Genomic DNA, 26,353 nt, shown 5'->3' with positions numbered 1-26,353 from the left:
AGCGCAGCGCTGTGACCCGCGTCAACGCCGCCGCGAGACCAAGGACGGACATGAACCCTCCGATCGGACCCATCGACTCCAGCCGTGTGCCGCGCTTCGCCGGACCGGCGACCTTCGCCCGGCTGCCCCGCGCCGACGAGGTCGAACGCGCGGACATCGCCGTCGTGGGCGTCCCGTTCGACTCCGGTGTCTCCTACCGTCCCGGCGCGCGTTTTGGACCCTCGGCCATCCGCGAGGCGAGCCGACTGCTGCGCCCCTACCACCCGGGCCTGGACGTGGCGCCGTTCGAGCGGCTCCAGGTGGTCGACGGCGGCGACATCCCCGTCAACCCGTTCTCGGTCGGCGACGCCGTGGAGACCCTGGACGCGGGCGCCTCGGCGTTCGTCGAGGCCGGGACCCGCCTGGTCACCCTGGGCGGCGACCACACGATCGCCCTGCCCCTGCTGCGATCGCTGTACCGCCGGCACGGACCCATCGCCCTGCTGCACTTCGACGCGCACCTGGACACCTGGGACACCTACTTCGGCGAGCCCTACACGCACGGCACCCCGTTTCGCCGCGCCGTGGAGGAGGGCATCCTCGACACCGAGGCGATCGCCCACGTGGGCACCCGCGGCCCGCTCTACGGCAGGAAGGACCTGGAGGACGACCGCCGCTTCGGGTTCGGCATCGTGACCGCCGCCGACGTGATGCGCCGCGGCGTCGACGAGATCTCCGACATGCTGCGCCAGCGCGTGGGGAACCGCCCCCTGTACGTGTCCGTGGACATCGACGTCCTCGACCCGGCGCACGCCCCGGGCACCGGCACGCCCGAGGCGGGCGGCATCACCAGCCGCGAGCTGCTGGAGATCCTGCGCGGCCTGTCCACCTGCGACCTGGTGGGCGGCGACGTGGTGGAGGTCGCCCCGGCCTACGACCACGCGCAGATCACCGCGACCGCGGCCTCGCACGTGGCCTACGACCTGGTCAGCCTCCTGGCCCTGAACCAGGCGCGCGCTAGCTGGGGCGTGCGCCGACGGTCGCGCTCCCGGTCCGTTCGGGACAGGGACGGAGCCGGGAGCCCGCTCGGCTGACCGTGGCGGGTGTCAGCGGGCGGTGACCGCGTACCTGGATCGCAGGTGTGAGCGGGTGAGTTCGGTGATGTGCCCGGCCAGGGCGTCGGGGGTCTCCTCCGGATGCTCCAGGAGCCAGTCGGCGCAGGCGTCGGCGGTGCTGACCGCCACACGGGCCAGGAGTTCGGCCTCCTTGGGGTCCAGGAGGCGCTCGGCGCCCTCGGGCGCGTGGCGGGCGTCGCCGGTGCAGGCGGTGACGAGTTCGACGACCGCGGCCAGCACGCGGTCCCGGGCCCGCAGGACCTCGCCCGCGAAGGGTTCGGCCTGGGAGGAGGTCCGCCGGTACAGGACGGTCCAGCTGTCGCGGTTGTCGGTGACGAAGGTGAAGAAGGCTTGGAGCCCCCGGTGCAGGGGGTCGGCTCCGGCGGGGGCCTGGGGGTCTCGCACGGCGGCGCGGATGGCGGCGACCAGCTGGTCGGCCTCGCGGCGCACGCACGCGGCGAAGATCCCCTCCTTGGACCCCAGGTAGTGGTAGACCGTGGGTTTGGACGTGCCGGCCGCCTCGGCGATCTCCTCGACGCGTACTGTGTGGTAGTCGCCTCGGGCGAACGCCGTGACGGCGGCGTCGATCATCTGCTTCTCCCGGACACGACGCGGAAGTCGGCGCTGTTTGGTCTTCACGTTCCCGAGCCTAGGGGCCCGATCCGGATTGGCCAGGGGCCGTTGGTGGGGGATGAGCGGTTCCGACGACACCGCGAGGGCGGAAACTGACGCTGACCTGTGACTACCGGTAAGTCCACTCTGACGGAGAGTGGCATTTCCCACATCCAGTCAGGTTTGAGCGGCCGGAATCCGCACGCGTGTGCGCGATCCCCGGCCCTGCGTCCGGGAGGTGCGCGCCCCGATCACGGACGGGCGCGGCGCAGTTCCAGGGTGCAGCACTTGGCGCCGCCCCCGGCCTTGCGCAGCTCGTCGAGTTCGACGGTGTGGACCGCGTAGCCGAGCGCGCGCAGACGCCCGGCGAGCGCGGTCGCCTCGGCGGCGATGACGACGTGGCGACCGTCGCACACGGCGTTCAGGCCCAGCACGGCCGCGTCCTCCTCCGTCGCGATGAGCGCGTCCGGATAGAGCGAACGCAGGACGCGCTGGCTGCCCGCGGAGAAGCGCCCGGGTAGTAGGCCACCCGGTCTCCGGAGAGCGGGAACAGTGCGGTGTCCAGATGGTAGAAGCGGGGGTCGACCAGTTGCAGGGTGACGACCGGGCGGTCCAGGAAGCGCTCGGCCTCCAGGTGGGCGGCGGCCTCGGTGCGAAAACCCGTGGCGGCGAGGACGACGTCGTCCAGGGTGATGAAGTCGCCCTCGCCCTCGTTGACGTGTTTGGGCTCGCGGGTCTCGGTGTACCCGGCGGTGCGGAACCAGTCCAGGTAAGCGGGGCCCTCGGGCGTGCGCTCGGCGCTGGCGAACCGCGCCCCGTACACCCGCCCGTCCACGACCAGCGCTCCGTTGGCCGCGAAGACCATGTCCGGCAGCCCCTCGATGGGCTCGATCTCGGCGACCCGGTGCCCGAGGTCGCGGTACAGATCGCGCAGCGCCTCCCACTGCCGGATGGCACGCTCGCGGTCGACCCCCGCGGCGGGGTCCATCCAGGGGTTGATCGCGTACTCGACGGCGAAGTACGTGGGTCGGCACATCAGATAGTGCCGCGGCTTCGGCGGTCCGACCGGTCGCGCCATGGAACCTCCCTGCTCCCCGCACCGGCGGCCACGCTGCCCCGGTGCTGCCGGCCCGGTTCCACCTGCGGTGACCGGGCGATCGAGGAGGAAATACCCGCGCGAGGGGAAGCGCAATATAGGGAGTTCCATAATCTCCGCCCCGCCTACCCCACCGCCAACCGACCAGACGGCATTGCTAGTGTCACGACACAGCGTGATTGGAGACCCACCCATGAGTACTACCGTCAAGGCCGCCGTCTTCACCGCGGCCGGAGCCCCGCCGACCATCCAGGACCTGGTCCTGCCCGACCCCGGGCCGGGCGAGGTCCGCGTCCGCCTCGTGGCGGCGGGGGTGTGCCACTCCGACCTGTCCCTGTCCGACGGGACCCTGCCGCAGATCTGGCCCGCCGTCCTCGGCCACGAGGGCGCCGGCACCGTCGAGGCGGTCGGCGACGGGGTGACCGAGGTGACGCCGGGGCAGCGGGTGATCCTGAACTGGGCGCCGCCGTGCCGGGAGTGCTGGTTCTGCGCGCAGGGCGAGCCCCACCTGTGCGAACACGCCCTGGACCGCGCCCTTGGCACCTACGCCGAACTGACCGACGGAACGCCTGTCTACCCGGGACTGGGCACGGGCGCCTTCGCCGAGGCCACGGTCGTCCCCGCGCACGCGGTGGTGCCGCTGCCCGACGGGGTGGACCCGGCCGCGGCCGCCGTGCTGGGCTGCGCGGTGCTCACCGGATGGGGGGCGGTGGTTAACTCAGCGCGGGTCCGCGAGGGCCAGTCGGCGGTGGTGCTGGGGCTGGGCGGGGTCGGGTTGTCGGCCCTGCAGGCGGCTCGCCTGGCGGGGGCCGACCCGCTGATCGCGGTGGACGCCTCCCCGGCCAAGGAGGAGCTGGCACGGGCGCTGGGCGCGACGGACTTCCTGGTCGCCGACGGTTCGCTGACCAAGGCCGTGCGGGCGCTGACCGGCGGCCGGGGCGCGACCACGCCTTCGAGGTGGTCGGTTCGGCCGCGGTCGTGCGCGCGGCGTGGGACGCGACGCGGCGCGGCGGAACCGTGACGGTCGTCGGGGCGGGCGCGCTGGACGACCAGGTGTCGTTCAACGCGCTGGAGCTGTTCCACCAGGCGCGCACCGTGCGCGGGTGCGTGTACGGGTCCAGCGACCCGGCACGTGACGTCCCCGTCCTCGCGGAGCTGGTGCGCTCGGGCGCACTGGACCTGGCCGCGATGGTCACCGACGAGATCCCGCTGTCCGGGGTCCCCGAGGCGTCGAACGGATGCGCCAGGGCCGGGGCGGCCGGTCGCTGGTGCGCTTCGGGTCCTGAGGCTCACGCCCGCGCCCGCGGCGTCCTGGTGCCGTCGTCCGGCCGCCACGTCATGGCCGGCGCGTCCGGGGCGGGCTCCGGGTCGGGATCGGTTCCCCGGTAGGGCGTGGCCGCGAGCGACGCGGCCACGACCAGCCCCCACACCAGGAGGGGGGTGACCAGGGATCCGACGAGGACGAACAGGTAGCTCCCCGTGGCGATCGCCGCCACGAGGGCCGCGGCCAGGGCGCCGCGCCAGCCGATGTTGATCGCGTCCCACAGGGCCAGCAGGCAGACGAACACGAGCACGGCCCCGGCCCGGAACCCCAAGCCGCTCATGAGGAGGGGGACGATGACCCAGTGGACGTTGACCGTCCAGCCCGGGACCCACGCCAGCGAGGACAGCACGAGGGCCCTGCGCTCCGACGGGGTCCCCGGCAGGAGGGCGACGTCACGGCGCGCGATCCCCGCCCGGACCTTCGCCGGAAGGTCCCGCCCCAGTGCCGCCACAGCACCCGGGCCCGCATGAGCACCTGGACGACGAACAGGGCCAGGAACGCGGTCGCGCACGAGGCGGCGGCCAGCAGGCCCGGGCGGTCCGCGAAGCCGTCGAAGGCGGGCCACGCCAGTCCGATGTCGGCCGGGGCCACCCCTGTCGCGGTCCCGATGAACAGCATGCCCCCGAGCACCTCCCCCAGGGACCACCAGGCGAGGGCGCGGTTCAGGCGGACCAGGGGCGAGGGCCCCTGCGGGGGGACCGGTCTCCGGGCCGCCGCGTAGAGGGGACGCAGGACGAGCGGCCGCAGGATCGGACACACGATCAGCGCGACCCCGATCGCCGTGGCGACCGGACCGGGCTCGAACGTCGGAGGATGGAAGACCACGGGGATTCCTTCGAGCGGGGGACGAAGCCCGGACGACCAGGGGCGACGGACCGCCCGGGTGAATCCGGACATCGTGCCACGGCTCCGAATCCTTGTCACACCCTGACAAACCCTGTGGCACGGGACACACACCTCCCTTGCCACGGCGCACTCGCCTGGGCACAGTCGTCGTCATCGCCCGACCGTCGAGGGGAAGTGTCCGTATGAGCAGTGGAGTCGACCAGGCCGACGTGGTGGTGGTCGGAGCGGGGCTGGCCGGACTGGTCGCGACCGCCGAGCTCGCCGACGCGGGCAAACGGGTCGTCCTGGTGGAGCAGGAGCCCGAGGCGTCCCTGGGCGGCCAGGCGTTCTGGTCGTTCGGCGGGCTGTTCCTGGTCGACTCCCCCGAACAGCGCCGGATGGGGATCAAGGACTCCGCGGAACTCGCCCTCCAGGACTGGATGGGCACGGCCGCCTTCGACCGTCCCGAGGACGCCTGGCCGCGCCGGTGGGCGCAGGCCTACGTCGACTTCGCCGCCGGGGAGAAGCGCGCGTGGCTGCGCGCGCAGGGCCTGCGGTTCTTTCCGGTGGTCGGATGGGCCGAGCGGGGCGGCCACCTGGCCGGCGGGCACGGCAACTCGGTGCCGCGCTTCCACATCACCTGGGGCACGGGCCCGGGGGTCGTGGCGCCGTTCGAGCGCCGGGTGCGCGCGGCCGTCGAACGCGGGCTGGTCACCCTGCGCTTCCGGCACCGCGTGGACGGTCTGGTGGTGGCCGACGGAACCGTGACCGGGGTGCGCGGGGCGGTGCTGGCGCCCAGCGACGTCCAGCGCGGCCAGGCCAGCGGCAGGGACGTGGTCGGGGAGTTCGAGCTGGGCGCGCAGGCGGTGATCGTCACCTCCGGTGGGATCGGCGCGGACCACGACCTGGTCCGCCAGAACTGGCCCGAGCGGCTGGGCACACCGCCCGCGCACATGCTCTCGGGGGTCCCCGCGCACGTGGACGGGCGCATGCTCGCCATCACCGAACGGGCGGGCGGCCAGATCATCAACCCCGACCGGATGTGGCACTACACCGAGGGCATCGCGAACTGGAACCCGATCTGGGCCCGGCACGGGATCCGGATCCTGCCGGGACCGTCGTCCCTGTGGCTGGACGCGACCGGTCGGCGCATGCCCGCGCCGTGCTTTCCCGGGTTCGACACCCTGGGCACGCTGGAGCACATCATGCGCGGCGGCCACGACTACACGTGGTTCGTGCTCTCGCAGCGGATCATCGAGAAGGAGTTCAGCCTGTCGGGGTCGGAGCAGAACCCGGACCTGACCAACAAGGACGTCAGGCTCGTGCTCCAGCGGGTGCTGCCCGGGGCGCCGGGGCCGGTGGAGGCGTTCAAGCGGCACGGTGAGGACTTCGTGGTGGCCGACAGGCTGCCCGAGCTCGTCGAGGGGATGCGGGAGCTGGCGGGGGACGGGGTGCTCGACCCCGACACCGTGACCCGCGAGGTGGTCGCGCGCGACCGCGAGATGGTCAACCCCTTCACCAAGGACCTCCAGGTGGCGTCGATCCACGGCGCCCGCCGGTACCGGGGCGACCGGCTGGTGCGGGTGGCCAAGCCCCACCAGATCCTGGACCCGAAGGCGGGACGCTGATCGCGGTGCGCCTGCGCGTGCTGACCCGCAAGACGCTCGGCGGGCTGCACACCGACCTGGACGCGCGGGTGCTGCGGGCCGACGGAAGCCCGCTCCCGGGACTGTACGCGGCGGGCGAGGTCGCCGGGTTCGGCGGGGGCGGCGTGCACGGGTACCGGGCGCTGGAGGGGACCTTCCTGGGCGGGTGCGTCTTCTCGGGGCGCGCGGCGGGCCGGGCGGCGGCCGCCGCGCTGGGGTAGCGGCCGGATGACGGGCGGAGCTGCGCACTGGTCGACGGGCGGCTTGACGCGTCACCCGCACCTGTCCGGGTGCGCGCCACGGGGCGCCCGGCGCGGTTCGTGGGCCGCCCCGGTGTCGCCGCCGACCAGGCGTGCCGACTATCGTGCCCCTCACCATGTGCGCGGGGCGACGGACGACGGCAACGGCGCCGGCGGTTCCCGTCCCACCACGGGCGGAGACCCAGGAGGCTGCCTGTATGTTCCACAAGATCCTCGTGGCCAACCGAGGAGAGATCGCAATCCGCGCGCTGCGCGCGGGCAACGAGTTGCGCGCGAGGACCGTGGCGGTGTTCCCGCACGAGGACCGCAACTCGCTGCACCGGCTCAAGGCCGACGAGGCCTACCAGATCGGCGAACCTGGCCACCCCGTGCGGGCGTACCTGTCCGTCGACGAGATCGTACGGACCGCCCTGGAGGCGGGAGCGGACGCCGTCTACCCCGGTTACGGCTTCCTGTCCGAGAACCCCGAACTGGCACGGGCGTGTCAGGAGGCGGGCATCACGTTCGTCGGACCGCCCGCCGACGTGCTGGAGCTGACCGGGAACAAGGCCACGGCCGTGGCGGCGGCACGGGCGGCGGGCGTGCCGGTGCTGGGCTCGTCCGAGCCCTCCACGGACGTGGACGCCCTGGTGGCCGCCTCGGAGAGAATCGGTTTCCCCCTGTTCGTCAAGGCCGTCGCCGGCGGTGGCGGACGGGGGATGCGCCGGGTCGACGCCCGGGGGGCGCTGCGCGAGGCCCTGGAGGCCGCGATGCGCGAGGCGGGCGCGGCCTTCGACGACCCCACGGTGTTTCTGGAGAAGGCCGTGGTGGAGCCCCGACACATCGAGGTGCAGATCCTGGCCGACGGTCAGGGTGAGGTCATCCACCTCTTCGAGCGGGACTGCTCGGTCCAACGGCGGCACCAGAAGGTCGTGGAGCTGGCCCCGGCGCCCAACCTCGATCCGGAGCTGCGGGAACGGATGTGCCAGGACGCGGTGCGCTTCGCCCGCACCATCGGCTACCGCAACGCGGGCACGGTCGAGTTCCTGGTCGACCGGGACGGACGGCACGTCTTCATCGAGATGAACCCGCGCATCCAGGTCGAGCACACCGTGACCGAGGAGGTCACCGACGTCGACCTGGTCCAGGCGCAGCTGCGCATCGCCTCCGGGGAGACCCTGGCCGACCTGAGTCTGAGCCAGGACACCGTCACCCTGCGCGGGGCCGCGCTCCAGTGCCGGATCACGACCGAGGACCCCGCCAACGGCTTCCGCCCGGACACCGGCACCATCAGCGCCTACCGCTCGCCCGGCGGCTCCGGAATCCGGTTGGACGGCGGCACCGCCGCGGCGGGAACCGAGGTCAGCGCGTACTTCGACTCCCTGCTCGTGAAGCTCAGCTGCCGGGGGCGGGACCTGCCCACGGCGATCAGCAGGGCCCGCCGGGCGGTGGCCGAGTTCCGCATCCGCGGCATCGCGACCAACATCCCCTTCCTCCAGGCGGTCCTGGACGACCCGGACTTCCAGCAGGGCAGGGTCACCACCTCGTTCATCGAGGAGCGGCCGCACCTGCTCACCGCCCGCCCCTCCGCGGACCGCGGCACACGACTGCTGACCTACCTGGCCGACGTGACGGTGAACAAGCCGAACGGGGACCGCCCGCACCTGGTCGACCCCGCCGCCAAACTGCCAGCGGCCAGCGGGAACGGGCCGTCACCCGGTTCGAAGCAGCGGCTGGACGAACTGGGCCCGGAGGGGTTCGCGCGCTGGCTGCGCGAGTCCGACACCCTGGCGGTCACCGACACCACCTTCCGCGACGCCCACCAGTCGCTACTGGCCACGCGGGTGCGCACGACGGACCTGCTGGCCGTGGCGCCCACGGTGGCCGAGACCCTGCCCGGGCTGCTGTCCCTGGAGTGCTGGGGCGGCGCGACCTACGACGTGGCCCTGCGGTTCCTGGCCGAGGACCCTTGGGAGCGGCTGGCGGCGCTGCGCGAGGCGGTGCCCAACATCTGCCTCCAGATGCTCCTGCGCGGTCGCAACACGGTGGGATACACCCCCTACCCCACCGAGGTGACCTCGGCGTTCGTCCAGGAGGCCGCGGCGACGGGCGTGGACGTGTTCCGCGTGTTCGACGCGCTCAACGACGTGGAGCAGATGCGTCCGGCGATCGACGCGGTGCGCGAGACCGGGACGGGGGTGGCGGAGGTCGCGCTGTGCTACACCTCCGACCTGTCCGACCCGAGCGAGAAGCTGTACACGCTCGACTACTACCTGGCCCTGGCCGAGCGCATCGTGGCGGCGGGCGCCCACGTGCTGGCGGTCAAGGACATGGCGGGCCTGCTGCGCGCGCCCGCCGCCGCGACGCTGGTGGCGGCGCTGCGCCGCGAGTTCGACCTGCCCGTGCACGTCCACACGCACGACACCGCCGGCGGCCAGCTGGCGACCTACCTGGCGGCGGTGAACGCGGGCGCGGACGCGGTGGACGGCGCGGTGGCCTCCATGGCGGGTACGACGTCGCAGCCGTCGCTGTCGGCGATCGTGGCCGCCTTCGACCACTCCGAGCGCCCGACCGGCCTGAGCCTGGACGCGGTGAACGCGCTGGAGCCGTACTGGGAGGCCGTCCGGCGGGTGTACGCGCCCTTCGAGGCGGGTCTGACCTCGCCCACCGGCCGTGTCTACCACCACGAGATCCCCGGCGGTCAGCTCTCCAACCTGCGCACGCAGGCCATCGCCCTGGGGCTCGGCGACCGTTTCGAGGACATCGAGGCGATGTACGCCGCCGCCGACCGCATGCTGGGCAGGCTGGTCAAGGTGACGCCGTCGTCGAAGGTGGTGGGCGACCTCGCCCTGCACCTGGTCGGGGCGGGGGTCGCGCCGGAGGAGTTCGAGAAGGACCCGGGCGGGTTCGACGTGCCCGACTCGGTGGTCGGCTTCCTGCGGGGCGAGCTCGGCGTGCCTCCGGGGGCGTGGCCCGAGCCCTTCCGCACCAAGGCCCTGGAGGGGCGGGGCGCGGCCCGCAGGACGGAGGAGCTGACGGCGGAGGACCGCGTCGGTCTGGCCGAGGACCGACGCTCCACCCTGAACCGTCTGCTCTTCCCCGGCCCCACCCGGGAGTTCCAGTCGCACCGCGCCTCCTACGGCGACACGAGCGTGCTCTCCAGTCCGGACTTCTTCTACGGGCTGCGCGAGGGCGGGGAACACGTGGTGGACCTGGAGCCGGGCGTACGTCTGCTCATCGGCCTTGAGGCCGTCAGCGAGCCCGACGAACGCGGTGTGCGGACGGTGATGACCACGCTCAACGACCAGCTCCGCCCGCTCCAGATCCGCGACCGCTCGCAGTCGTCCACTCTGCGCGAGGCGGAGAAGGCGGACCGGGACACCCCCGGGCACGTGGCCGCGCCCTTCGCCGGTGTGGTCACGTTGGCCGTGTCGCGGGGGGAGCGTGTGGAGGCCGGCGCCACGGTCGCCACCATCGAGGCCATGAAGATGGAGGCCTCCATCACGGCCCCCGCCGCGGGGGTGGTGTCCCGGATCGCGATCGAGGGGGTCCAGCGGGTGGAGGGCGGTGACCTGATCCTCGTCCTGGGCTGACGGCCCCGAGACCGCGGGAGGGGCCGGGCGCGCCCGGCCCCTCCCGCGCGGACATGACCTCACGGGTCATCGACGTGATGACCCGCTGCGGCAAGACTGGACGCGCCACTTCCGAGAACCCCAGGAGGTACCGTGGCCACCCCGCCCCTCACCGCCGACGCCCGCCCGCTCCGACTGGCCCTGCGCGCGGACGGCCTGGCCTGCGCGGGCTCCGGCCTGGTGCTGCTGCTCGGCGCGCCCGTCCTGCCCGCACTCCTCGGTCTGCCCCTCGCGCTGGTGCTGTCAGCGGGAGCCTTCCTGATCCCGTTCGCCGCCGTGCTGTGGCTGCTGGCCGCACGCCCGACGCCGGGGTCGTGGGAGACCGCGCCCGTGGTGGTCCTGAACGCCTGTGGGTGGCGGGTTCGGTGGCGGTCGTCCTGATGGCCGCGCCGTCGGCGTTCGGCGTCGCCGTCGTCCTCGCGCAGGCGTTGGCGGTCGCGGGGATCACCGTGGTCGAGGGGTTCGCGCTCCGCGGGGCCGCGTTGGAGACCGCGTGAGCCCGGGCGCGGCGCTCGCTCCGCAGCCCGGAGTCGGGCCGCTGCTGAGGTCGTGGCGGAACCGGCGGCGGATCAGCCAGTTGCACCTGTCGATCAAGGCGGAGATCTCCACCCGGCACCTCAGCTCCGTGGAGACCGGCCGCTCCCGGCCCAGCCGGGAGATGGTCCTGCGCCTCAGCGAGAGCCTCGACGTGCCACTGCGGGACCGCAACCGGCTGCTGCTCGCCGCCGGGTACGCCCCGGTCTACGCGCAGACGCCGGTGGACGGGCCCGACATGGAGGCGCTGCGGGGCACGGTCCGGCAGGTCCTCGCCGGTCACGAGCCGTTCCCCACGGTGGTGGTCGACCGCGTCTGGACCCTGTTGGAGGCCAACGGCGGTATCGCCGTCCTGTTGGAGGGGGTCGCCGGGGAACTGCTGGAACCACCGGTCAACGTCCTGCGCGTGGGTCTGCACCCCAGGGGGCTGGCGCCCAGGATCGTCAACTTCGGGCAATGGCGGGCCCACCTGCTGGACCGACTGCGCCGTGAGGCGGAGTGGACCGCGGACCCCGGCCTGCGGGACCTGTACCGCGAGCTGCGCGACTACCCCTGCGCCGACTCCGGTCCCTCCCTGGGCGAGGCCGCCGCGGCCTCCGCGCTGGCAGTGCCGTTGCGGCTGCGGCACGGTCGGGAGGAGCTGGCGTTGCTGTCCACGGTGGCCACCTTCGGCACCCCCGTGGACGTCACCGTCTCGGAGTTGCGGATCGAGTCGTTCCTGCCCGCCGACCGCGCCACCGCCCGTGCCCTGCGCGCCGCGGTGTCCGCGCTCACCGACGCGGACGCGCCCTGAACCCGGCGGGACGGATCCGCCCGAGCGGCGGCGGAGCCGGGCGCCCCCGACCGGGGGTGCCCGGTTTCGTCACTCCTCGGGTGGCTCCTCCTCCGGCCGCGCCCTGCGGGGGCGGCCACGGCGGGGGATGTCGCGTGCGTCCCCGGGCATGCGACCGGCGTCGTCGAGCGCACGGCGCAGGAGGAACTCGATCTGGGCGTTGGTGCTGCGCAGCTCCTGACCGGCCCACCGCGCGAGCGCGTCGTGGACCGCCGGGTCGAGCCGCAGCAGCACCTTCTTTCGCTCGGGCACGGCCACCTCGTCCGGGTTACTGGTACAGGGTCCCGGTGTTGACGACGGGGTTGGTGGGGCGGTCGGAGCACAGCACGACGAGCAAGTTGCTGACCATGGCGGCCTTGCGCTCCTCGTCGAGGTCCACGATCCGGTCCTGCGACAGGCGTTCCAGGGCGCGGTCGACCATGCCGACGGCCCCCTCCACGATCTCCTGACGGGCGGCGATCATGGCTCCGGCCTGCTGGCGCTGGAGCATGGCCTGCGCGATCTCCGGCGCGTAGGCCAGGTGGGTGAACCGCGTCTCCACCACGGTCACGCCGGCCGCCGCGACCCGGTCGCCGACCTCCTTGGACAGTTGCTCGGTGACGAGGTCGGCGCTGTCGCGCAGGGACGGGGCGTCCGCGGCCTCGTAGGAGTCGTACGGGTACCGGCCCGCGATGTGGCGGACGGCGGCCTCGGTCTGTGTGGACACGAACTGGACGAAGTCGTCCACCTCGAACGTGGCCCGGGCGGTGTCCTGGACCTGCCACACGATGACGGCGGCGATCTCGATGGGGCTGCCCGCCGCGTCGTTGACCTTCATGACGGAGGTCTCGTGGTTGCGGATGCGCGTGGAGATGACGCCGCGCAGCGTGAAGGGGTTGACCCAGCGCAGACCGTCGGTGCGGACGGTGCCGACGTAACGGCCGAACAGCTGCACGACGCGCGCCTCGTTGGGCGAGACCATGGTCAGCCCCAGGGACAGGACCGCGCCCGCGACGGCCACGACCGAGCCGACGCCGATCAGCAGCGGGGGTTGGCCGAGCACGGGCAGGACGGCGATCGCGGCCCCCGCCAGGATCAGCACGACGCAGACGGCGGTCATGAGCAGTCCGTCCAGGCCGCGGGCGTCGTGCTCTCTGTACTGGGGGGTGGGGCGCGAGGCCCGGGTGGGTTCGCTCATGGTCGCTTCTCTCCTCCAAGTGATGACTGGAGAATAGCATTGTGATATCACTTTTACTAGCAGGCCCGACCGGGCCCCTACCGAGAGGAGACGTGGACGCGATGAGCACCGGCGCCCCGCGATTGCGCCCACCCCACCACCGCGTTGACCGGCGTGCCGTCTGGTGGTGGACGACTCGGTCACTGGTGGTCACCGTGGTCCTCACGGTTATCCCGGTGATCCCCGCCCTGATCTGGGCCCCGCCCCGGTTCTGGTTCCTCCTCGCGACCGCGGTGATCGGCGGCCTCGGTCTGCTGATCACCGCCGTCATGCCCCAGTGGCGCTACCGCGTCCACCGGTGGGAGGTCACCGACACCGCCGTGTACACCTCCAGCGGCTGGGTCTGGCAGGAGTGGCGGGTGGCCCCGATGTCGCGGATCCAGACCGTGGACACCGAACGGGGCCCGCTCCAGCGCGCGTTCGGCCTGTCCAGCGTGACCGTGACGACCGCCTCGGCGGCCGGTCCCATCGAGATCGCCGGACTGGACCACACCCTGGCCACCGAGGTGGCCGACCGCCTCACCGAGACCACCCAGGCCACCCCGGGAGACGCGACATGACCACCTTCGACGGCCCCTCCCCCCAGGCGCCGGAGCCCGAGATCGCCTGGGAGCGCCTGCACCCGCTGTCGGTGTGGGCCACCACGATCGTCGTCGGGTTCTTCCTCGTCCCCTCGGCGATCGTCGGCGCGGTCGTGCTCGCCGTCGCCAACCCGTCTCCGTGGGTCCTGGTCCCCGTTCCGGCCTCGCTCGCCTTCCTCGCCCTGATGACCTACCTCGACCTGCTGCGACTGCGAGCGACCCGGTTCCGGGTGACCGGCGAACGCATGGAGGTGCGTTCGGGGATCATCGCCAAGTCCTACCGGTCCATTCCCCGCGAGCGCGTGCGCAGCGTGGACGTGGCCGCGCCGATCTTCGTGCGGATCTTCGGACTGTGCTCGGTGACCGTCGGCACGGGCGAGAAGGTCGGTTCCGGCGGCTCGGACCAGCTCCAGCTCCTCTACGTCACCGCCGACCAGGGCGAGGCCCTGCGGCGCGACCTGCTCGACCGGGGCCGCGCCGCGGGATCCACCGTCCCTGCCGGAGCGCGGGAGGCGCGCGGGAACCGGTCGGTGCGCGAGAGGCCGGGGCCGGCGAGGTCGAGCTCGCCCGACTCAAGCCCGCGTGGCTGGGTTTCGCCTCGGCGACCACCGCCACACTGGGGGTCGGCCTCGGCGCCATCGCCGCCCTCCTGGGCTTCAACGCCCAGACCCAGGGTTGGGCCTGGGACTGGGTGTCGGGCCGGTTGGGGCTGCCCACACCGGACGAGATGTCCTCGTACGTGATGGCACGGCTGCTCGTGGTGGTTCCCACGGCCCTGATCGCGCTCCTGGTGTCCGGTGTGGTCGTGCTGACCGCGGTGGCCGTGGAGACGTGGTGGAACTACCGGCTCACCCGTGAGCCCGACGGCACTGTGCGACTGCGCCGGGGACTGCTGACCAGCGTGTCGCTGTCGGTGGAGGAGCGGCGGCTCAACGGCGTCACGCTGCACGAGCCGTTCGTGATGCGCCTGGCGGGCGGGGCGCACGTGCGGGCCGTGGCGACGGGGCTGGCCGCGACCGACGCGAAGAAGACCAGCGCGAAGAGCCGCCTGTCGCCCGGGATGCCCCGGGCACGGGCCCGTGAGCTGGCCGCCGCGCTGATGCGGACTCCGGACTCGCCCCTGGACGTGCCGCTGACCGCGCACCCCGGATCCGCGCTGCGCCGCCGGCTCACCCGCGCGGGAGTCGCCACGGTCGTCGGCGCGGTGGTCGCCGCGCTGCTGGCCTGGGCGCACGCCCTGGCCACCGAGGCGTGGTGGTCGCACGTGCACGAGGTCGAGGAGGAGTTCATCCCGCTGCCGCTGGCGACGCGCACGGTGGAGGCCACACCCAGTTGGGGCTGGGCGGTGGCGGCGGCGCTGTTCGGCGTGCTGGCGTTCGGCTACGCGGTCGGCTCCTACCGCGCCCTGGGCCACGGTCTGCACCCGCGCTACCTGGTGGTGCGGCAGGGCATGGCGGCCCGCGACACCGTGACCCTGGAGCGGTCGGCGGTGATCGGCTGGCGGATCACGCGGTCGCCGTTCCAGCGGTGGGCGGGGCTGGCCGACGTGGCGGCCACCACGGCGGCGGGCGACGGGATGTACGCGGCCGTGGACGTCGGACTCGATCAGGGGCTGGCATGGGCGGACGCCGCCGTTCCGGGGTTGTTGGAGCCCTTCCTGGTGAGGGGCGGCCAGGGGACGAAGGGGACCGCCCGGTCCTAGGTTCCCGCGTCACGGCGGGGCCGGGCGCGGTCCCGGTCAGGGCGCCCCGGTGACCGGGTGGCCGGAGAAGGGGGCGTCGTCGCACCGCGGCCCATTGGTGTGGGTCAGGGCCATCTCCAGGATCGGGTAGATCTCGAACACCCGGCCCATGTCGAGGACGTCGAGGACGCGTGCGGCGATCGGGGCGGGTTCGGCGAGCACCACGTGCCGCCCCTCGCGGGTCAGGACGTGGTGGACGGCGAGCAGGGCGTGCAGCCCGCTGGCGCCGAAGAAGTCGAGACCCGACATGTCCACCACGAGGCAGTCCCGCCGGGAGTCCCGCGCGGCCCGCAGCAGTCGGTCGCGCAGACGGTCGGCGGTGGCGAGGTCGATGTCGCCGTGGACGGGGACCACCGTCACTCCCGTGCAGGGGAAACGTTCCCCGGAACGGAATCGGTCAGCACTCGCCACTCGGGCCACCTCTCACTGGACGTAGTCCATCCACTACGCGACCGCGTATGAGATCGTAACCCCTGTCGTGACCGCGTGGGGGCTTTTCGCGAGAAATCCTCGCCGCGGCGTCGCAACGCCGCGCCTCGACCGCCCGTCCAAGTCCACATGCTGATCGTCCGTCCCGGGCTCGACCCCGACCGCGTCCGCGCCCACCGGGTGCGGGAGGAGGCGGTTCGTACGCCCGAACCCGACGTCCCCGGCGACGGTTGTCCTGCCGCGGCGAGCTCCCTCGTCTGCTCGGCCCTGGGCGCGGTCCTGCTCGTCGGCGGGATCGCCTGGGGCAACGGCGTCACGGCGCTCCTGGCACTGCCGCCCCTGTTCGTCGGCCTCGTCGGCGCGAGCCGCGTCGCACGCGGGGCGGCCCGGCGAGGGAGACCGCCCCGCGCCCGCTACGAACCGCGCTCGGACTTCGTCACCGGGGACATGCTCACCGACGCCGAGCGCGACATCGCCCTGGCCCTGGCCGACGACGTCGCGACGGTCCTGGACACCCCCTTGCCCCGCCCGCACGGCGACCTGCTCGACCGCCAGCGCGATCGGGTGGTCCTGCGCGACGTGCTCTGGCGGATCGCACTGGAGCTCCTGGCGCTGTCCGACGCCGCCCGGAACCTGGACGGCGTCGCGGCCACAGGCCCGGAGGCGTCCAGAGCCAAGGCCCGAGCGATCCGGGCCCTCGACGCACGCCGTACGCGCGTTCGTGAACGCGCGGCCGTGGTCGCCGCCTACGCCGAGGAGGTCCGTGCCGTCGCCCGGCGCGTCAGGGACCTGGACGAGGCCGCCCGGATCGACCGCATCGCCGCGGAACTGCTGGCCGCGCCGGACGGCGCCGAGCAGGACGCGGCACTGGCCTCGCTGGAGCCGCTCCGGGCCGCAGCCCGAGCCGTGGCCGAACTCCACGGGGAGCTGGCCTAGACAGTCGCCCCGGGCGGCCGTTCCAAGAACCGGCCCTGGCCGTGTCGCCCGGCGACCGCGACGCCGGACACACCCGAACTCCCACCCGCACCGTGCGTTCGACCCTCCGGTGCGGTAGAAGCGGTACTGCACACGTGCGCCACCGCCTGGTCCACCGGGCGGTCAGACCCCAGGGTCACGACGAGAGCGAAGGGAGGGAGCGGCGTCCGCGTCCCGGCGTGTCCGGGCGGGCCCGCCGCGCACCCCATGACCGAGACCGCAGACACCCAGCCCGGCTGGTTCTCCACGCGGGAACTGGAGAGCATCCGCGGCCGCATGCCCGTGCTCTACGTCCAGGCCGTGCCCGTCCGCGTGGACGAGTCCGGCTCCGTCACCCACATCGGGCTGCTCATGCGGGCGGCGCCGGACGGCACGTTCAGCCGGTCGGTGGTCTCGGGCCGGGTGCTCTACCACGAGCGCGTGCGCGACGCCCTGCTGCGCCACCTGGAGAAGGACCTGGGCCCGGTCGCACTGCCCCGCATCCCCTCCTCGCCGCAGCCCTTCACCATCGCCGAGTACTTCCCCACCCCCGGGGTCACGCCGTTCCACGACCCCCGCCAGCACGCGGTGGCGATGGCCTACATCGTCCCGGTGTCCGGTGACTGCCTGCCGCGCCAGGACGCCCTCGACCTGGTGTGGCTGACGCCCGAGGAGGCGGCCAACCCAATGGTGCACGAGGAGATGGCGGGCGGTCAGGGGGTGCTGGTCCGTCAGGCGCTGGCGCACGTCGGGCAGGCGCCGTAGCGGTCCCCGCCGTCGGTCGAGGCCGGGCCGGGGCGTCCCGGCCCGGCCGCCGTAGTCTCGGAGCATGTCCGACACCGCCGTCACCGACGCCCTCGCCATCGCCCTGGCCGCCTCCCGGGACGGCCGTCGCGCCGTCCTGGGCCTGGCGGGGGCGCCCGCCGCAGGGAAGTCGACGCTCGCCCGCCGCCTGGTGGCCGAGGTCGACCGGCGCACGGCGCCCGGAACCGCCGGCTACCTGCCCCTGGACGGGTTCCACCTGTCCGACGCCCAGCTCGACCGCCTCGGCCGCCGTGACCGCAAGGGCGCACCGGACACCTTCGACGCACACGGGTACGTCGCGCTGGTGCGCCGTCTCCTGGAGGAGGCCGACCACCCGGTGTACGTGCCCGACTACGACCGCGGGTTGCACGAGCCCGTCGCCGCCCGGCACGTCGTGGAGCCGCACACCCGCCTGGTCGTCACCGAGGGCAACTACCTGGCCAACGACGACGACCCCTGGCCCCGGGCACGCGCCCTGTTCACCGAGCTCTGGTACGTGGACGCCCCCGACGACGTGCGGGAGCTGCGCCTGCACCGCCGCCAGCGGGCGGGCGGCCTGACCGACGCGGCCGCGCGGGAGTGGGTCGAGCGCAGTGACCGCCCCAACGGTGAACTGGTCAAGCGCTTCCGTGACCGCTGCACCAGGGTCGTGCGCGCGGACGTGCTCGACCGCCGCTGAACCCGGCCCGGCTGCACGGCGCACCCGTCCGCCGCTTGACCCGGGCCCCGCGCGCCCTTAGCTTGGTCATATGACCAAGGCGAATGACCAAAATCGCTGGACACCTCCCGTCACCTCCTCCGCACGCGGCAGGACCAGCCGGGCCAAGCTGATCGCGGCCGCCGTGGAGCTCATCCCCGAGGTCGGCTGGAACGCGGTCACCACCCGGCTCGTCGCCGCCCGGGCCGAGGTCCGGCCGGGGCTGGTGCACTACCACTTCCACTCGCTGGAGGCCCTGCTGCGCGCCGCCGTCGACTCGGCGCTGACCGGTGTGCTCGACGGCCCCCTCTCGGCGATGACCGCCGCCGCGAACCCCGCCGAGGGGGTGACGGCGGCGTTGGGCGCCATGGACGCCCACTCGGGCGAGGACCCCGCCTCCGTCCTGTTCGCCGAGGCCTACCTGGCGGCCTCGCGCGACCCCGAACTCCACACGACGATGTCCCGCATCCTGCTGGACGTCCGCTCGGCGATGACCGTGTGGCTGACCGACCACGGCACGCCCCAGCCCGAGGCGGTCGCCGAACTCCTGTGCGCGTTCCTGGACGGGATCGTCCTGCACCGCGCGTTGATCCCGGTGCCCGGCCCGCGGGCCTACGCCGAACCCCTGCGCCGACTCCTGTCGGCGCCCGGCGGTGAGGAGGACGCACGATGAGGGCGATCATCGTCGGCGCGGGCATCGCCGGGCTGGCCACCGCGTGGTGGCTGCGCCGCGCGGGCTGGGAGACGACCGCGGTCGAGCACCGGGCCGATCCGCTCGACGCCGCGGACGCCGGAGCCCGGGCCGCCGAGGGCCGGATACCCGGGGGCTACGTCATCGACTTCTTCGGCCCCGGCTACGACTCGATCGAGACCATGGGCCTGCGCGACCGAGTGCACGCCCACGACCTGCGGTTGGAGGGGATCCAGTACCGGACGCCGCGGGGCCGCCGCACCGCGCGGATGGGCCTGGAGGCCACCCAGCGGCTGGGCGGGGGACGCCTGGTCTCCCTGCTGCGCGGCGACCTGGAGTCGGAGCTGCGGGCGTCCCTGGGCCCGGAGGCCGAGGTGCGCCACGGGCTCAGCGTCGCCCGCGTCGACCAGGACGCCGACGGGGTGACGGTGGAGCTGACCGACGGCGCGGTCGAGCGGGCGGACCTGCTCGTGGGCGCCGACGGCGTGCATTCGCGCGTACGGGAGCTGGTGTTCGGGCCCGAGGAACGGTACCGCCGCTACCTGGGGGCGCACACGGCGGCGTTCCTGTTCGAGGACGCCCGGGTGGCGGACGAGCTCGGGCGCGAGGTGCACATGCTGGAGGCTCCGGGGGTGCAGGCGGGCCTGTACCGCCTGTCCGAGTCCACGGGCGCGACCTTCCTGTGCCACCTGGCGCCGGAAGGGTCGATGCCCGCCGACCCGCGCGCCCGCCTGCGTGGGGTGTACGCGGGCATGGACTGGCACCTGGCGCGGCTGCTGGAGTCCTGCCCCGCGCGCCCCTTCTACGACCAGGTCGAGCAGATCGTCGTGCCCGACTGGTCGCGCTCGCGGGTCGTGCTGGTCGGCGACGCCTGCCAGGCCGTGTCACTCATGGCGGGTCAGGGAGCGAGCATGGCGGTGGCAGCCGCCGAGGTGCTGGGCCGGGAGTTGGCCCCGGCACGCTCAGGCGGAGAGCTCGCCGCGGCCCTGTCCCGGTACGAGGGTCGGGTGAAGCCGGTGATCGAGGTCAAGCAGGCGGCCGGGCGGCGGTTGGCCCGGTGGTTCGTGCCCGCCTCGACCACGCGGCTGCTGGTTCGGCGCCAGCTGTTGCGGCTGGCCGCGACCCGGCTGGCCGACCGGGTGGCGCGCCCGTTCCTGGCCAGTCCCAAGCTCGTCCCGGAACGGGAACGCGTCTGAGACCGGTCGCGGCCCCGACCGCGCCCAGCGGCGCGGTCGGCCCGGATCAGCGGCCCGCCGCTCCCACCGCCCCGGTCCGCGCCGCGGCGGAGAGCGCGTGCCGCCGGGCGGCGCGCCGGGACAGACGCCGCAGCACGGACAGGTAGGAGTCCGCCATCCGCACGTCGCCGCTCGCCTGGCCGTAGGCCGAGGAGACGATGTACTCCTTGCAACCGGCCGCGAGGCGGCCGGTGAGGACGAGTGACCGCGGGGCGTCGGTGGCGGTCACGAACTGGATGAGGCCGTCGCGGCGCCCGAGGCTCACGCACCGGAAGACGTAGCCGAACGGGGCGGAGGCGGGCTCGCGCCCGGTCATGCGGTCGATGACGGCGTTGGCCGCGTTCGACCCCATGGGCAGGCCCATCGCGCAGGACATCCGCATGACCGCGCCGTCCGGGGCGGCCCCGTGGGCGGCGTCGCCCACCACGTACACGTCGGGGTGGGAGACCGATCGCTGCGTTCCGTCCACCCACGCGCGCCCGTCGTCGTCCACGGCGAGCCCGGCCTCGCGTGCCAGCGGAGGGACCGAGAACCCGACGGTCCACACCACGAGGTCGGCGGCCACGCGGGTGCCGTCGGTCAGGCGCACGCCGCTGGCGTCCACCTCGGCCACGGACGTGTTCTCGCGCAGCGCCACCCCGAGTCGTTCGAGAGCCCTCAGGAGGTGGGCCCGGCCCCTGGCGTGAGTGCCGGGGGCGACAACGCCCCGCGTGAGCAGTTCCGCGCGCACGTCGGGGTGGCTCTCGGCGATCTCGGTGGCGACCTCGATCCCGGTGAGGCCGCCGCCGACGACGGCCAGGCGCCGCACTCCCCCCTCGGCCAGGCGGGCGGCGACGGCGCGTGCGCCGCCGAGCGTGGCACACGTGTACGCGTGCTCGGCGGCGCCGGGGACGGGGGCGGAGGCCGCGGTGCTGCCCAGGGCGTGGACGAGAGTGTCGTAGCCCAGCTCCCGGGTGTCGGCGTCGGTGCGGACGCGCACCCGCCGCGTGCGGAGGTCGATCCCCTCGACCCAGCCGACCGACGGTTCGACGCCCGTGCCCTCCAGCGACGCGGCCAGCGGGCGCACTCCCACGTCGCGCCCGGCGGCGACCTCGTGCAGGCGGACCCGTTCGACGAAGTCCGCGCTGGCGTTGACCAGGGTCACGCGGACGTCCACCGCGCGGGCGCGTGCGTCCTGGTCGATCTTGCGGGCCGCGGCGAGCCCGGCGTATCCCGCTCCGAGAACCACGATGTCATGTGCCATGGGGCGTCTCCCATCCGTGCGTTGACCTTCACCCCTTCAGACGGGGTGGCCGGTCCCGCACGTGACATCGCCAGGGGAGACCCACGTCACCGCGGCGCCCGTGGCACGCCCGCGTGGGACGAGCGACGCGGAATCGGGGCCAGGCGACCATTGATTGCCCAAAATATGAGACAAAATTTTCACATTTCACTCATCCCGACTACGATCCTCCCAGATCACCAGCACGATGTTGAAAAGGGGACACGATGACGGATGTCGACGCACGTGCGCCGGAGCCGGTTCGGCCGGGCGCCGCGCCACAGGACCCGCCGCCCAACTCCCGGGGCAAGGTCCTCACCGCCAGTCTCGTCGGCACGTCCATCGAGTTCTACGACTTCTACATCTACGCGACCGCCGCCGTACTGGTCTTCCCCGCGCTGTTCTTCCCCGAGGGCGACATGATGGCCGCCCGGTTGCAGTCCCTGGCCACGTTCGCGATCGCCTTCGTCGCCCGCCCCATCGGCTCCTGGGTGTTCGGCCACTTCGGCGACCGCGTCGGACGCAAGGCCACCCTCGTCGCCTCACTGCTGACCATGGGCGTGGCCACCATCGCCATCGGCATTCTGCCCACGTACGCGCAGGCCGGCGTGATCGCGCCGCTGCTGCTGGCCCTGTGCCGGTTCGGCCAGGGGCTGGGCCTGGGCGGAGAGTGGGGCGGGGCCGCCCTGCTCGCCACCGAGAACGCGCCCCGCGCCAAGCGGGCCTTCTACGGCTCCTTCCCCCAACTGGGCGCGCCGATCGGCTTCTTCCTGGCCAACGGCGTGTTCCTGACCATCACCGGGACCATGAGCGACGAGGCGTTCATGACCTGGGGCTGGCGCCTGCCGTTCCTGCTGTCGACGGTCCTGATCGTGGTCGGACTGTGGGTGCGCCTCACCCTGCACGAGACCCCGGCCTTCGCCAAGATCGTCGCCGCGGGCGAGCGGGTCAAGACGCCGATGGTCGAGGTGTTCCGCCGCAACTGGCCGGCGGTCGTGCTGGGAACCCTCATCATGCTCGCCACCTACGTGCTGTTCTACCTGATGACCGTGTTCTCCCTCGGCTTCGGCACCGACCCGGAGAACGGCCTGGGCTACGACCGATCCCAGTTCCTGGTGTTCCTGCTGGTCGGCGTCGTGTTCTTCGGGATCTTCACCCCGATCGCCGGGATCATCGCCGACCGGTTCGGGCGGCGCCCCACGCTCATCACCGTGACCACGGCGATCATCGTCTTCGGCTTCGCGATGGGACCGCTCATGGGCAACGGCGGAACGGTCGGCGTGTTGGCCTTCCTGATCATCGGCCTGTCGCTCATGGGACTGACCTTCGGCCCCATGGCCGCACTGCTCCCGGAGCTGTTCCCGACGAACGTCCGCTACACCGGCGCGTCGGTCGCCTACAACCTGGCCGGTCTGCTGGGCGCCTCGTTCGCCCCCTACATCGCCACGTGGCTGGCCAGCGCGTTCGGTCTGAACTGGGTCGGCGGCTACCTGGTGCTCGTGGGCGCGCTCACCCTGGCGGCACTGCTGGTCAGCCGGGAGACCAAGGACGACTCCCTGGACGAGATCCCCTCCGGGTTGGCCGGCCGCGCCCGCCGCTGACCGCGTCCCGCCAACGAGACCGGGCTCTCGTTTGAGTCGGCGTCCGACCGGGTAGGCGATCAGTGCAAGCCCTCGCCGTCACAACCGTGGGGCCGCGCCTTCGGGCTCCGGTCGGCGCGCACGGCGAGGGACGAGAGGAAGGCACCATGTCAGGAGGCTCGTGATGGAAGGAACACGCGGAGCGGGCGCGGATTCCCCAGGGCTGGGGGCGGCCACGACGCCGGCCTCTCCGCCGGAGCAGCGCCAGCCCGCCGACGTCATGGAGGGCACCGCCCGGCTCGGCGAGGAGGACGAGCTCCTGACGGGAGCCGACCTCGCCGAGGGTGACGCCGCGGCCAGTTTCACCGTCCTGGAGCGGCAGACCTGCCTCAACCTGCTGGCCTCGCACACCATCGGCCGCGTGGCCTTCACCATCGAGGGCGACGCCGCGCCGACGGTCCTGCCGGTGAACTACCTCATGACCGGCGACACGATCGTGTTCCGGTCCACGCTGGCGGGGACCATCATGCGCCACGGGCGCGGGTACGCCTCGTTCGAGGTCGACCACTTCGACGAGGACCGGCGCGAGGGGTGGAGCGTGCTGACCTCCGGGCGGTGCCGGTGGGTCCGCGACGCCGGGGAGCTCGCCCGGCTTCCGCAGGGACGCATGCCCCAGCCGTGGGCGGCCGGGCCGCGCGACCAGGTCCTGAAGATCACCCCCTCCCGGGTGAGCGGGCGCAGGATCGCCAGGTCGTGACGGACACGGCCCCGGGCCCGCCTCGCCCTCGGGCCGCACAGCGCTGACGCGGGCGCCCACCGGATCCCCGGCGGCCTGGGGACCGGTGGTCGCCTGCCCTCCGTCGCCGCGCGGGCGCGTGTTCGGTTCGGCCCGGTGCGGGGTATCCGAGGCGTCATGGGAGTGCAAAGCCCGCCTCATCCCCGGTGTGTTCCCCGCGCCCGCGCTGACCGGGTGGACACGATCGGGGCGTGCGTGAGCGATCCCCAGCGGCCTCCGGCCGCGGCACCCGCGGCCGATCCGCCCCGAGAACGCCCGTGGTGACACCGCGCGTCAGACGCGTCCTCGTCGGCGCCGGAGCCGCCCTGTGCGCCGCCGTGTTCACCGTCTCCGGGGCCCCGCCCGCCCCCCAGAACGCCGTCGGGGCCTTGGCCGCCGTCCTGGCGCCGTCGGCGGCCCCCGCGATCGCGCCCCCCGCCGCGGGCGGCGCGGGTCGGCCGACGCTCCAGGTGCTCTCCTCCCGGGCCGACGCGGTCATGGGCGGCACCGCCCTGGTCCGGATCGGCCTGCCGGCCGGTGCCGACCCGGGCCGGGCCCGGCTCAGAGTCGACGGCCGGGACGTCACCGGCGCCTGGCGACGGTCCACCTGGAGGGCGTCGGGCCCGCACTGGAGGGGGTGGTCGCCGGGCTGCCCGAGGGGCGCGCCACCCTGGTGGCGGCGCTGGGGCGGCGGCGGACCCGGCTGGCGGTCACCAACCACCCGGCGTCGGGACCGGTGTTCTCCGGTCCGCACGAGAGCCCGTTCGCGTGTGAGACCGACGTCTTCGCCCTGCACGGCGGCGGCACGCTCGGCGCGCCCCTGGACGAGGACTGCTCCGCCCCCACCGTGGTCCGGCACATGTACCGGACCGCCGGCGGCGCGTGGGCGGCGATGCCCGACCCCGGCCGCGTTCCGGGCGACGCCGCACGGACCACCACCTCCACGGGCGCGCGGGTCCCCTTCACCGTGCGGGTGGAGACCGGGACCGCCAACCGGGCGATCTACGAGACGGCGACGCTGTTCACCCCGGGCGCGGCGGAACCCGACCCCTGGCACGCGCCCGAGGGCTGGAACCGGAGGCTGGTGTACAAGTTCGGCGGCGGCTGCAAGGGCGGCTGGTTCGTGCAGGGCTCGCGCACAGCCGGGGTGCTCGACGCCGGGATGCTCTCCCAGGGGTACGCGGTCGCCTCCGCCACGCTCAACGTGTTCGGGTTCAACTGCAACGACCTGCTCGCCGCCGAGACCATGGCGGCGGTCCGCGAGCGTTTCGTCCTGGCCCACGGCTCCCCCGACCTCACCCTCGGCTGGGGGTCCTCCGGCGGCGCGTACCAGTCCCACCAGATCGCCGACAACTACCCGGGGCTCCTGGACGGCGTCCTGGTCTCCCAGAGCTTTCCCGACGTGCTGACCTCGCTCGTCCCGGCGGCGGCGGACGCGCTACTGCTCGACGCCTACGCCCGTGAGCACCCGGACGCGCTCACCCGCGACCAGCGGCTGGCGGTCTCGGGGTTCCCGACGTGGCGGAGCCTCGCACGCATGGCCGGGGAGGCGGTGCGGATCGACCCCCGGGGCGTGTGTCGGGCGCGGGTTCCCGGGGAACTGCGCTACCACCCCGAGCGCAACCCCGGCGGAGCCCGCTGCGAGCTGTTCGCGCACACGGTCAACGTGTACGGCACGGATCCGTACACCGGCCTGCCCCGGCGTCCGCTGGACAACGTCGGCGTGCAGTACGGGCTCGGGGCGCTGTTGGACGGGACGATCGGCGTGGACGAGTTCCTGCACCTGAACGAGCACGTCGGCGGGCTCGACGCCGACGGGCACGTGGTGGCCGCGCGCACGGGGGCCGATCCCGCCGCGACCGAGGTCGCCTACCGCACCGGCAGGGTGCTGGCGGGCGGAGCGGGTCTGTCGCGCATCCCGGTCGTGGACCACCGCACCTACACCGACGACTCCCCGGACGGCGACGTGCACATGCGCTACCACTCGTTCGCCACCCGCGAGCGGCTGCGCGCGGCCAACGGCTCCGTCGACAACCACGTGATGCTGGTCGAGGGGCGGGGGTCGGGCGGGTTCTCGGCTGCGGCGCCGGTGGCCGGGCGGGCGCTGAGGGAGCTGGACGCCTGGGCGACGGGGGTGCTGGAGCGGCGCAGGCGCGCCCCGGAGCGGCCCGCCATGGAGCACATCCGCGCCGCGAGGCCCGTGTGGCTGACCGACGCTTGCTGGGTGGGCGACGGGCCCCGGCGGCGGGTGGTCGGCGAGCAGCTGCCCCTGGGAACCGGTAGCGGGGACGCCTGCGCCGAGGCCTTCCCGACGCACGCGTCGCCGCGCATGGTCGCGGGCGCGCCGGTGACCTCGGACGTGATCCGGTGCCGCCGGGTGCCCTTCGACGCCGACGCGCACCCGGCCGAGTTCACGCAGGAACAGGCCGAGCGCGCGGCGCGGGTGTTCGCGGACGGGGTGTGCGACTGGTCTGCTCCCGGTGAGGGGCGGCGGGGGCTGGCGGGGACCTGGCTCCGGTTCTGATCTGAGCCTGAATCCCACCCAGGGCAGGACC

Annotated in this window: 20 protein-coding genes and 5 pseudogenes; 17 read left to right on the top strand and 8 right to left on the bottom strand. The window is 73.7% G+C overall.

All coding sequences use genetic code 11. The features are described 5' to 3' along the window. Positions 1–50 precede the first annotated feature (50 nt). Complete coding sequence (speB, locus tag BJF83_RS00955) at positions 51–1,073, top strand: agmatinase (RefSeq protein WP_262391217.1); 1,023 nt, start codon at positions 51–53, stop codon at positions 1,071–1,073. Positions 1,074–1,085: 12 nt separating this feature from the next. On the opposite strand, the gene BJF83_RS00950 is transcribed toward speB, so the two are convergent. Together BJF83_RS00950 and ddaH are read right to left on the bottom strand one after the other, a co-directional pair. Then, positions 1,086–1,733, bottom strand: a complete 648-nt coding sequence (locus BJF83_RS00950; protein WP_075924787.1) for a TetR/AcrR family transcriptional regulator — start codon at positions 1,731–1,733, stop codon at positions 1,086–1,088. A 224-nt stretch (positions 1,734–1,957) separates the two neighbouring features. After that, a pseudogene (gene ddaH, locus BJF83_RS00945) lies at positions 1,958–2,784 on the bottom strand (dimethylargininase). Between the two features lie 211 nt (positions 2,785–2,995). Between ddaH and BJF83_RS00940 the strand changes: the two are divergent. Next, positions 2,996–4,088, top strand: a pseudogene (locus BJF83_RS00940) (Zn-dependent alcohol dehydrogenase). A gap of 3 nt (positions 4,089–4,091) precedes the next feature. Here BJF83_RS00940 and BJF83_RS26410 read toward each other — a convergent pair. Together BJF83_RS26410 and BJF83_RS00930 are read right to left on the bottom strand one after the other, a co-directional pair. After that, positions 4,092–4,406, bottom strand: coding sequence for a hypothetical protein (locus BJF83_RS26410; protein ID WP_075924786.1), 315 nt, complete (start codon positions 4,404–4,406; stop codon positions 4,092–4,094). Beyond that, on the bottom strand, positions 4,403–4,951 hold the full coding sequence (locus BJF83_RS00930) for a hypothetical protein (RefSeq protein ID WP_075924785.1): 549 nt from the start codon (positions 4,949–4,951) through the stop codon (positions 4,403–4,405). Before BJF83_RS00930 ends, BJF83_RS26410 begins: the two co-directional genes overlap by 4 nt. 203 nt (positions 4,952–5,154) lie before the next feature. Between BJF83_RS00930 and BJF83_RS00925 the strand changes: the two are divergent. The 5 genes and pseudogenes from BJF83_RS00925 to BJF83_RS00910 all read left to right on the top strand — a co-directional run bounded on the left by BJF83_RS00925 (position 5,155) and on the right by BJF83_RS00910 (position 11,795). Continuing rightward, positions 5,155–6,818 (top strand): annotated as a pseudogene (locus tag BJF83_RS00925) (FAD-binding dehydrogenase). 236 nt (positions 6,819–7,054) lie between these two features. Then, the gene (locus BJF83_RS00920; RefSeq protein ID WP_075924784.1) at positions 7,055–10,429 is read left to right on the top strand and encodes a pyruvate carboxylase; all 3,375 of its coding nucleotides are present in this window, start codon (positions 7,055–7,057) and stop codon (positions 10,427–10,429) included. Between the two features lie 132 nt (positions 10,430–10,561). Then, on the top strand, positions 10,562–10,849 hold the full coding sequence (locus BJF83_RS00915; protein ID WP_083678359.1) for a hypothetical protein: 288 nt from the start codon (positions 10,562–10,564) through the stop codon (positions 10,847–10,849). Then, positions 10,834–10,965 (top strand): hypothetical protein, encoded by a 132-nt coding sequence (locus BJF83_RS28175; protein ID WP_262391215.1) that lies wholly within the window; start codon positions 10,834–10,836, stop codon positions 10,963–10,965. The genes BJF83_RS00915 and BJF83_RS28175 overlap by 16 nt, the downstream gene beginning before the upstream one ends. Further along, complete coding sequence (locus tag BJF83_RS00910) at positions 10,962–11,795, top strand: helix-turn-helix domain-containing protein (RefSeq protein ID WP_075924783.1); 834 nt, start codon at positions 10,962–10,964, stop codon at positions 11,793–11,795. The genes BJF83_RS28175 and BJF83_RS00910 overlap by 4 nt, the downstream gene beginning before the upstream one ends. 69 nt (positions 11,796–11,864) lie before the next feature. Here BJF83_RS00910 and BJF83_RS00905 read toward each other — a convergent pair whose 3' ends face one another. Both BJF83_RS00905 and BJF83_RS00900 read right to left on the bottom strand, forming a co-directional pair. After that, a complete protein-coding gene (locus tag BJF83_RS00905; protein WP_075924802.1) occupies positions 11,865–12,086 on the bottom strand; it encodes a hypothetical protein in 222 nt (73 codons plus the stop codon). A gap of 16 nt (positions 12,087–12,102) precedes the next feature. Then, a complete protein-coding gene (locus BJF83_RS00900; RefSeq protein WP_075924782.1) occupies positions 12,103–13,011 on the bottom strand; it encodes an SPFH domain-containing protein in 909 nt (302 codons plus the stop codon). Between the two features lie 101 nt (positions 13,012–13,112). On the opposite strand from BJF83_RS00900, the gene BJF83_RS00895 reads away from it, so the two are divergent. Next, positions 13,113–13,610, top strand: a complete 498-nt coding sequence (locus BJF83_RS00895; RefSeq protein ID WP_075924801.1) for a PH domain-containing protein — start codon at positions 13,113–13,115, stop codon at positions 13,608–13,610. Then, a pseudogene (locus BJF83_RS30775) lies at positions 13,607–15,333 on the top strand (PH domain-containing protein). Before BJF83_RS00895 ends, BJF83_RS30775 begins: the two are co-directional and overlap by 4 nt. Before the next feature lie 36 nt (positions 15,334–15,369). Here the strand turns inward: BJF83_RS30775 and BJF83_RS00885 are convergent. Continuing rightward, positions 15,370–15,732, bottom strand: coding sequence for an STAS domain-containing protein (locus BJF83_RS00885; RefSeq protein ID WP_075924781.1), 363 nt, complete (start codon positions 15,730–15,732; stop codon positions 15,370–15,372). Positions 15,733–15,930: 198 nt separating this feature from the next. Here BJF83_RS00885 and BJF83_RS00880 point away from each other — a divergent pair, with 198 nt between their 5' ends. From BJF83_RS00880 to BJF83_RS00860, 5 genes are all read left to right on the top strand, one after another. After that, positions 15,931–16,737: a hypothetical protein gene (locus tag BJF83_RS00880; RefSeq protein WP_075924780.1), complete on the top strand. Its 807-nt coding sequence runs from the start codon at positions 15,931–15,933 to the stop codon at positions 16,735–16,737. Positions 16,738–16,983: 246 nt separating this feature from the next. Then, the gene (locus BJF83_RS00875) at positions 16,984–17,520 is read left to right on the top strand and encodes an NUDIX hydrolase family protein (protein ID WP_075924779.1); all 537 of its coding nucleotides are present in this window, start codon (positions 16,984–16,986) and stop codon (positions 17,518–17,520) included. A 64-nt stretch (positions 17,521–17,584) separates the two neighbouring features. Continuing rightward, positions 17,585–18,238 (top strand): nucleoside/nucleotide kinase family protein, encoded by a 654-nt coding sequence (locus BJF83_RS00870; RefSeq protein WP_075924778.1) that lies wholly within the window; start codon positions 17,585–17,587, stop codon positions 18,236–18,238. A gap of 70 nt (positions 18,239–18,308) precedes the next feature. Continuing rightward, on the top strand, positions 18,309–18,929 hold the full coding sequence (locus BJF83_RS00865; RefSeq protein ID WP_075924777.1) for a TetR/AcrR family transcriptional regulator: 621 nt from the start codon (positions 18,309–18,311) through the stop codon (positions 18,927–18,929). Then, on the top strand, positions 18,926–20,143 hold the full coding sequence (locus tag BJF83_RS00860; RefSeq protein ID WP_075924776.1) for an FAD-dependent monooxygenase: 1,218 nt from the start codon (positions 18,926–18,928) through the stop codon (positions 20,141–20,143). The genes BJF83_RS00865 and BJF83_RS00860 overlap by 4 nt, the downstream gene beginning before the upstream one ends. A 46-nt stretch (positions 20,144–20,189) precedes the next feature. On the opposite strand, the gene BJF83_RS00855 is transcribed toward BJF83_RS00860, so the two are convergent. Further along, positions 20,190–21,425, bottom strand: a complete 1,236-nt coding sequence (locus BJF83_RS00855; RefSeq protein WP_075924775.1) for an NAD(P)/FAD-dependent oxidoreductase — start codon at positions 21,423–21,425, stop codon at positions 20,190–20,192. A 245-nt stretch (positions 21,426–21,670) separates the two neighbouring features. On the opposite strand from BJF83_RS00855, the gene BJF83_RS00850 reads away from it, so the two are divergent. From BJF83_RS00850 to BJF83_RS00840, 3 genes and pseudogenes are all read left to right on the top strand, one after another. After that, positions 21,671–23,044: an MFS transporter gene (locus BJF83_RS00850; RefSeq protein ID WP_075924774.1), complete on the top strand. Its 1,374-nt coding sequence runs from the start codon at positions 21,671–21,673 to the stop codon at positions 23,042–23,044. Between the two features lie 163 nt (positions 23,045–23,207). Beyond that, complete coding sequence (locus tag BJF83_RS00845; protein ID WP_075924773.1) at positions 23,208–23,780, top strand: pyridoxamine 5'-phosphate oxidase family protein; 573 nt, start codon at positions 23,208–23,210, stop codon at positions 23,778–23,780. A gap of 515 nt (positions 23,781–24,295) precedes the next feature. Further along, a pseudogene (locus BJF83_RS00840) lies at positions 24,296–26,322 on the top strand (DUF6351 family protein). The last annotated feature ends 31 nt before the right edge of the window (positions 26,323–26,353 follow it).

It is taken from the genome of Nocardiopsis sp. CNR-923 (assembly GCF_001942255.1).
In the GTDB taxonomy this organism is placed as follows: domain Bacteria; phylum Actinomycetota; class Actinomycetes; order Streptosporangiales; family Streptosporangiaceae; genus Nocardiopsis.
Note: the sequence above shows the minus strand (reverse complement) of the source record. Positions and strands in the feature narration are given on the sequence as shown.

Bases quoted from the DNA above. Each gene is read 5' to 3' on its own strand.
- BJF83_RS00895 (WP_075924801.1), top strand. From the start codon at position 13,113: ATGAGCACCGGCGCCCCGCGATTGCGCCCACCCCACCACCGCGTTGAC.
- BJF83_RS00855 (WP_075924775.1), bottom strand. From the start codon at position 21,425: ATGGCACATGACATCGTGGTTCTCGGAGCGGGATACGCCGGGCTCGCC.
- speB (WP_262391217.1), top strand. From the start codon at position 51: ATGAACCCTCCGATCGGACCCATCGACTCCAGCCGTGTGCCGCGCTTC.
- BJF83_RS00900 (WP_075924782.1), bottom strand. From the start codon at position 13,011: ATGAGCGAACCCACCCGGGCCTCGCGCCCCACCCCCCAGTACAGAGAG.
- BJF83_RS00920 (WP_075924784.1), top strand. From the start codon at position 7,055: ATGTTCCACAAGATCCTCGTGGCCAACCGAGGAGAGATCGCAATCCGC.
- BJF83_RS00860 (WP_075924776.1), top strand. From the start codon at position 18,926: ATGAGGGCGATCATCGTCGGCGCGGGCATCGCCGGGCTGGCCACCGCG.
- BJF83_RS00880 (WP_075924780.1), top strand. From the start codon at position 15,931: ATGCTGATCGTCCGTCCCGGGCTCGACCCCGACCGCGTCCGCGCCCAC.
- BJF83_RS00870 (WP_075924778.1), top strand. From the start codon at position 17,585: ATGTCCGACACCGCCGTCACCGACGCCCTCGCCATCGCCCTGGCCGCC.
- BJF83_RS00845 (WP_075924773.1), top strand. From the start codon at position 23,208: ATGGAAGGAACACGCGGAGCGGGCGCGGATTCCCCAGGGCTGGGGGCG.
- BJF83_RS26410 (WP_075924786.1), bottom strand. From the start codon at position 4,406: ATGAGCGGCTTGGGGTTCCGGGCCGGGGCCGTGCTCGTGTTCGTCTGC.
- BJF83_RS00850 (WP_075924774.1), top strand. From the start codon at position 21,671: ATGACGGATGTCGACGCACGTGCGCCGGAGCCGGTTCGGCCGGGCGCC.
- BJF83_RS00875 (WP_075924779.1), top strand. From the start codon at position 16,984: ATGACCGAGACCGCAGACACCCAGCCCGGCTGGTTCTCCACGCGGGAA.
- BJF83_RS00865 (WP_075924777.1), top strand. From the start codon at position 18,309: ATGACCAAGGCGAATGACCAAAATCGCTGGACACCTCCCGTCACCTCC.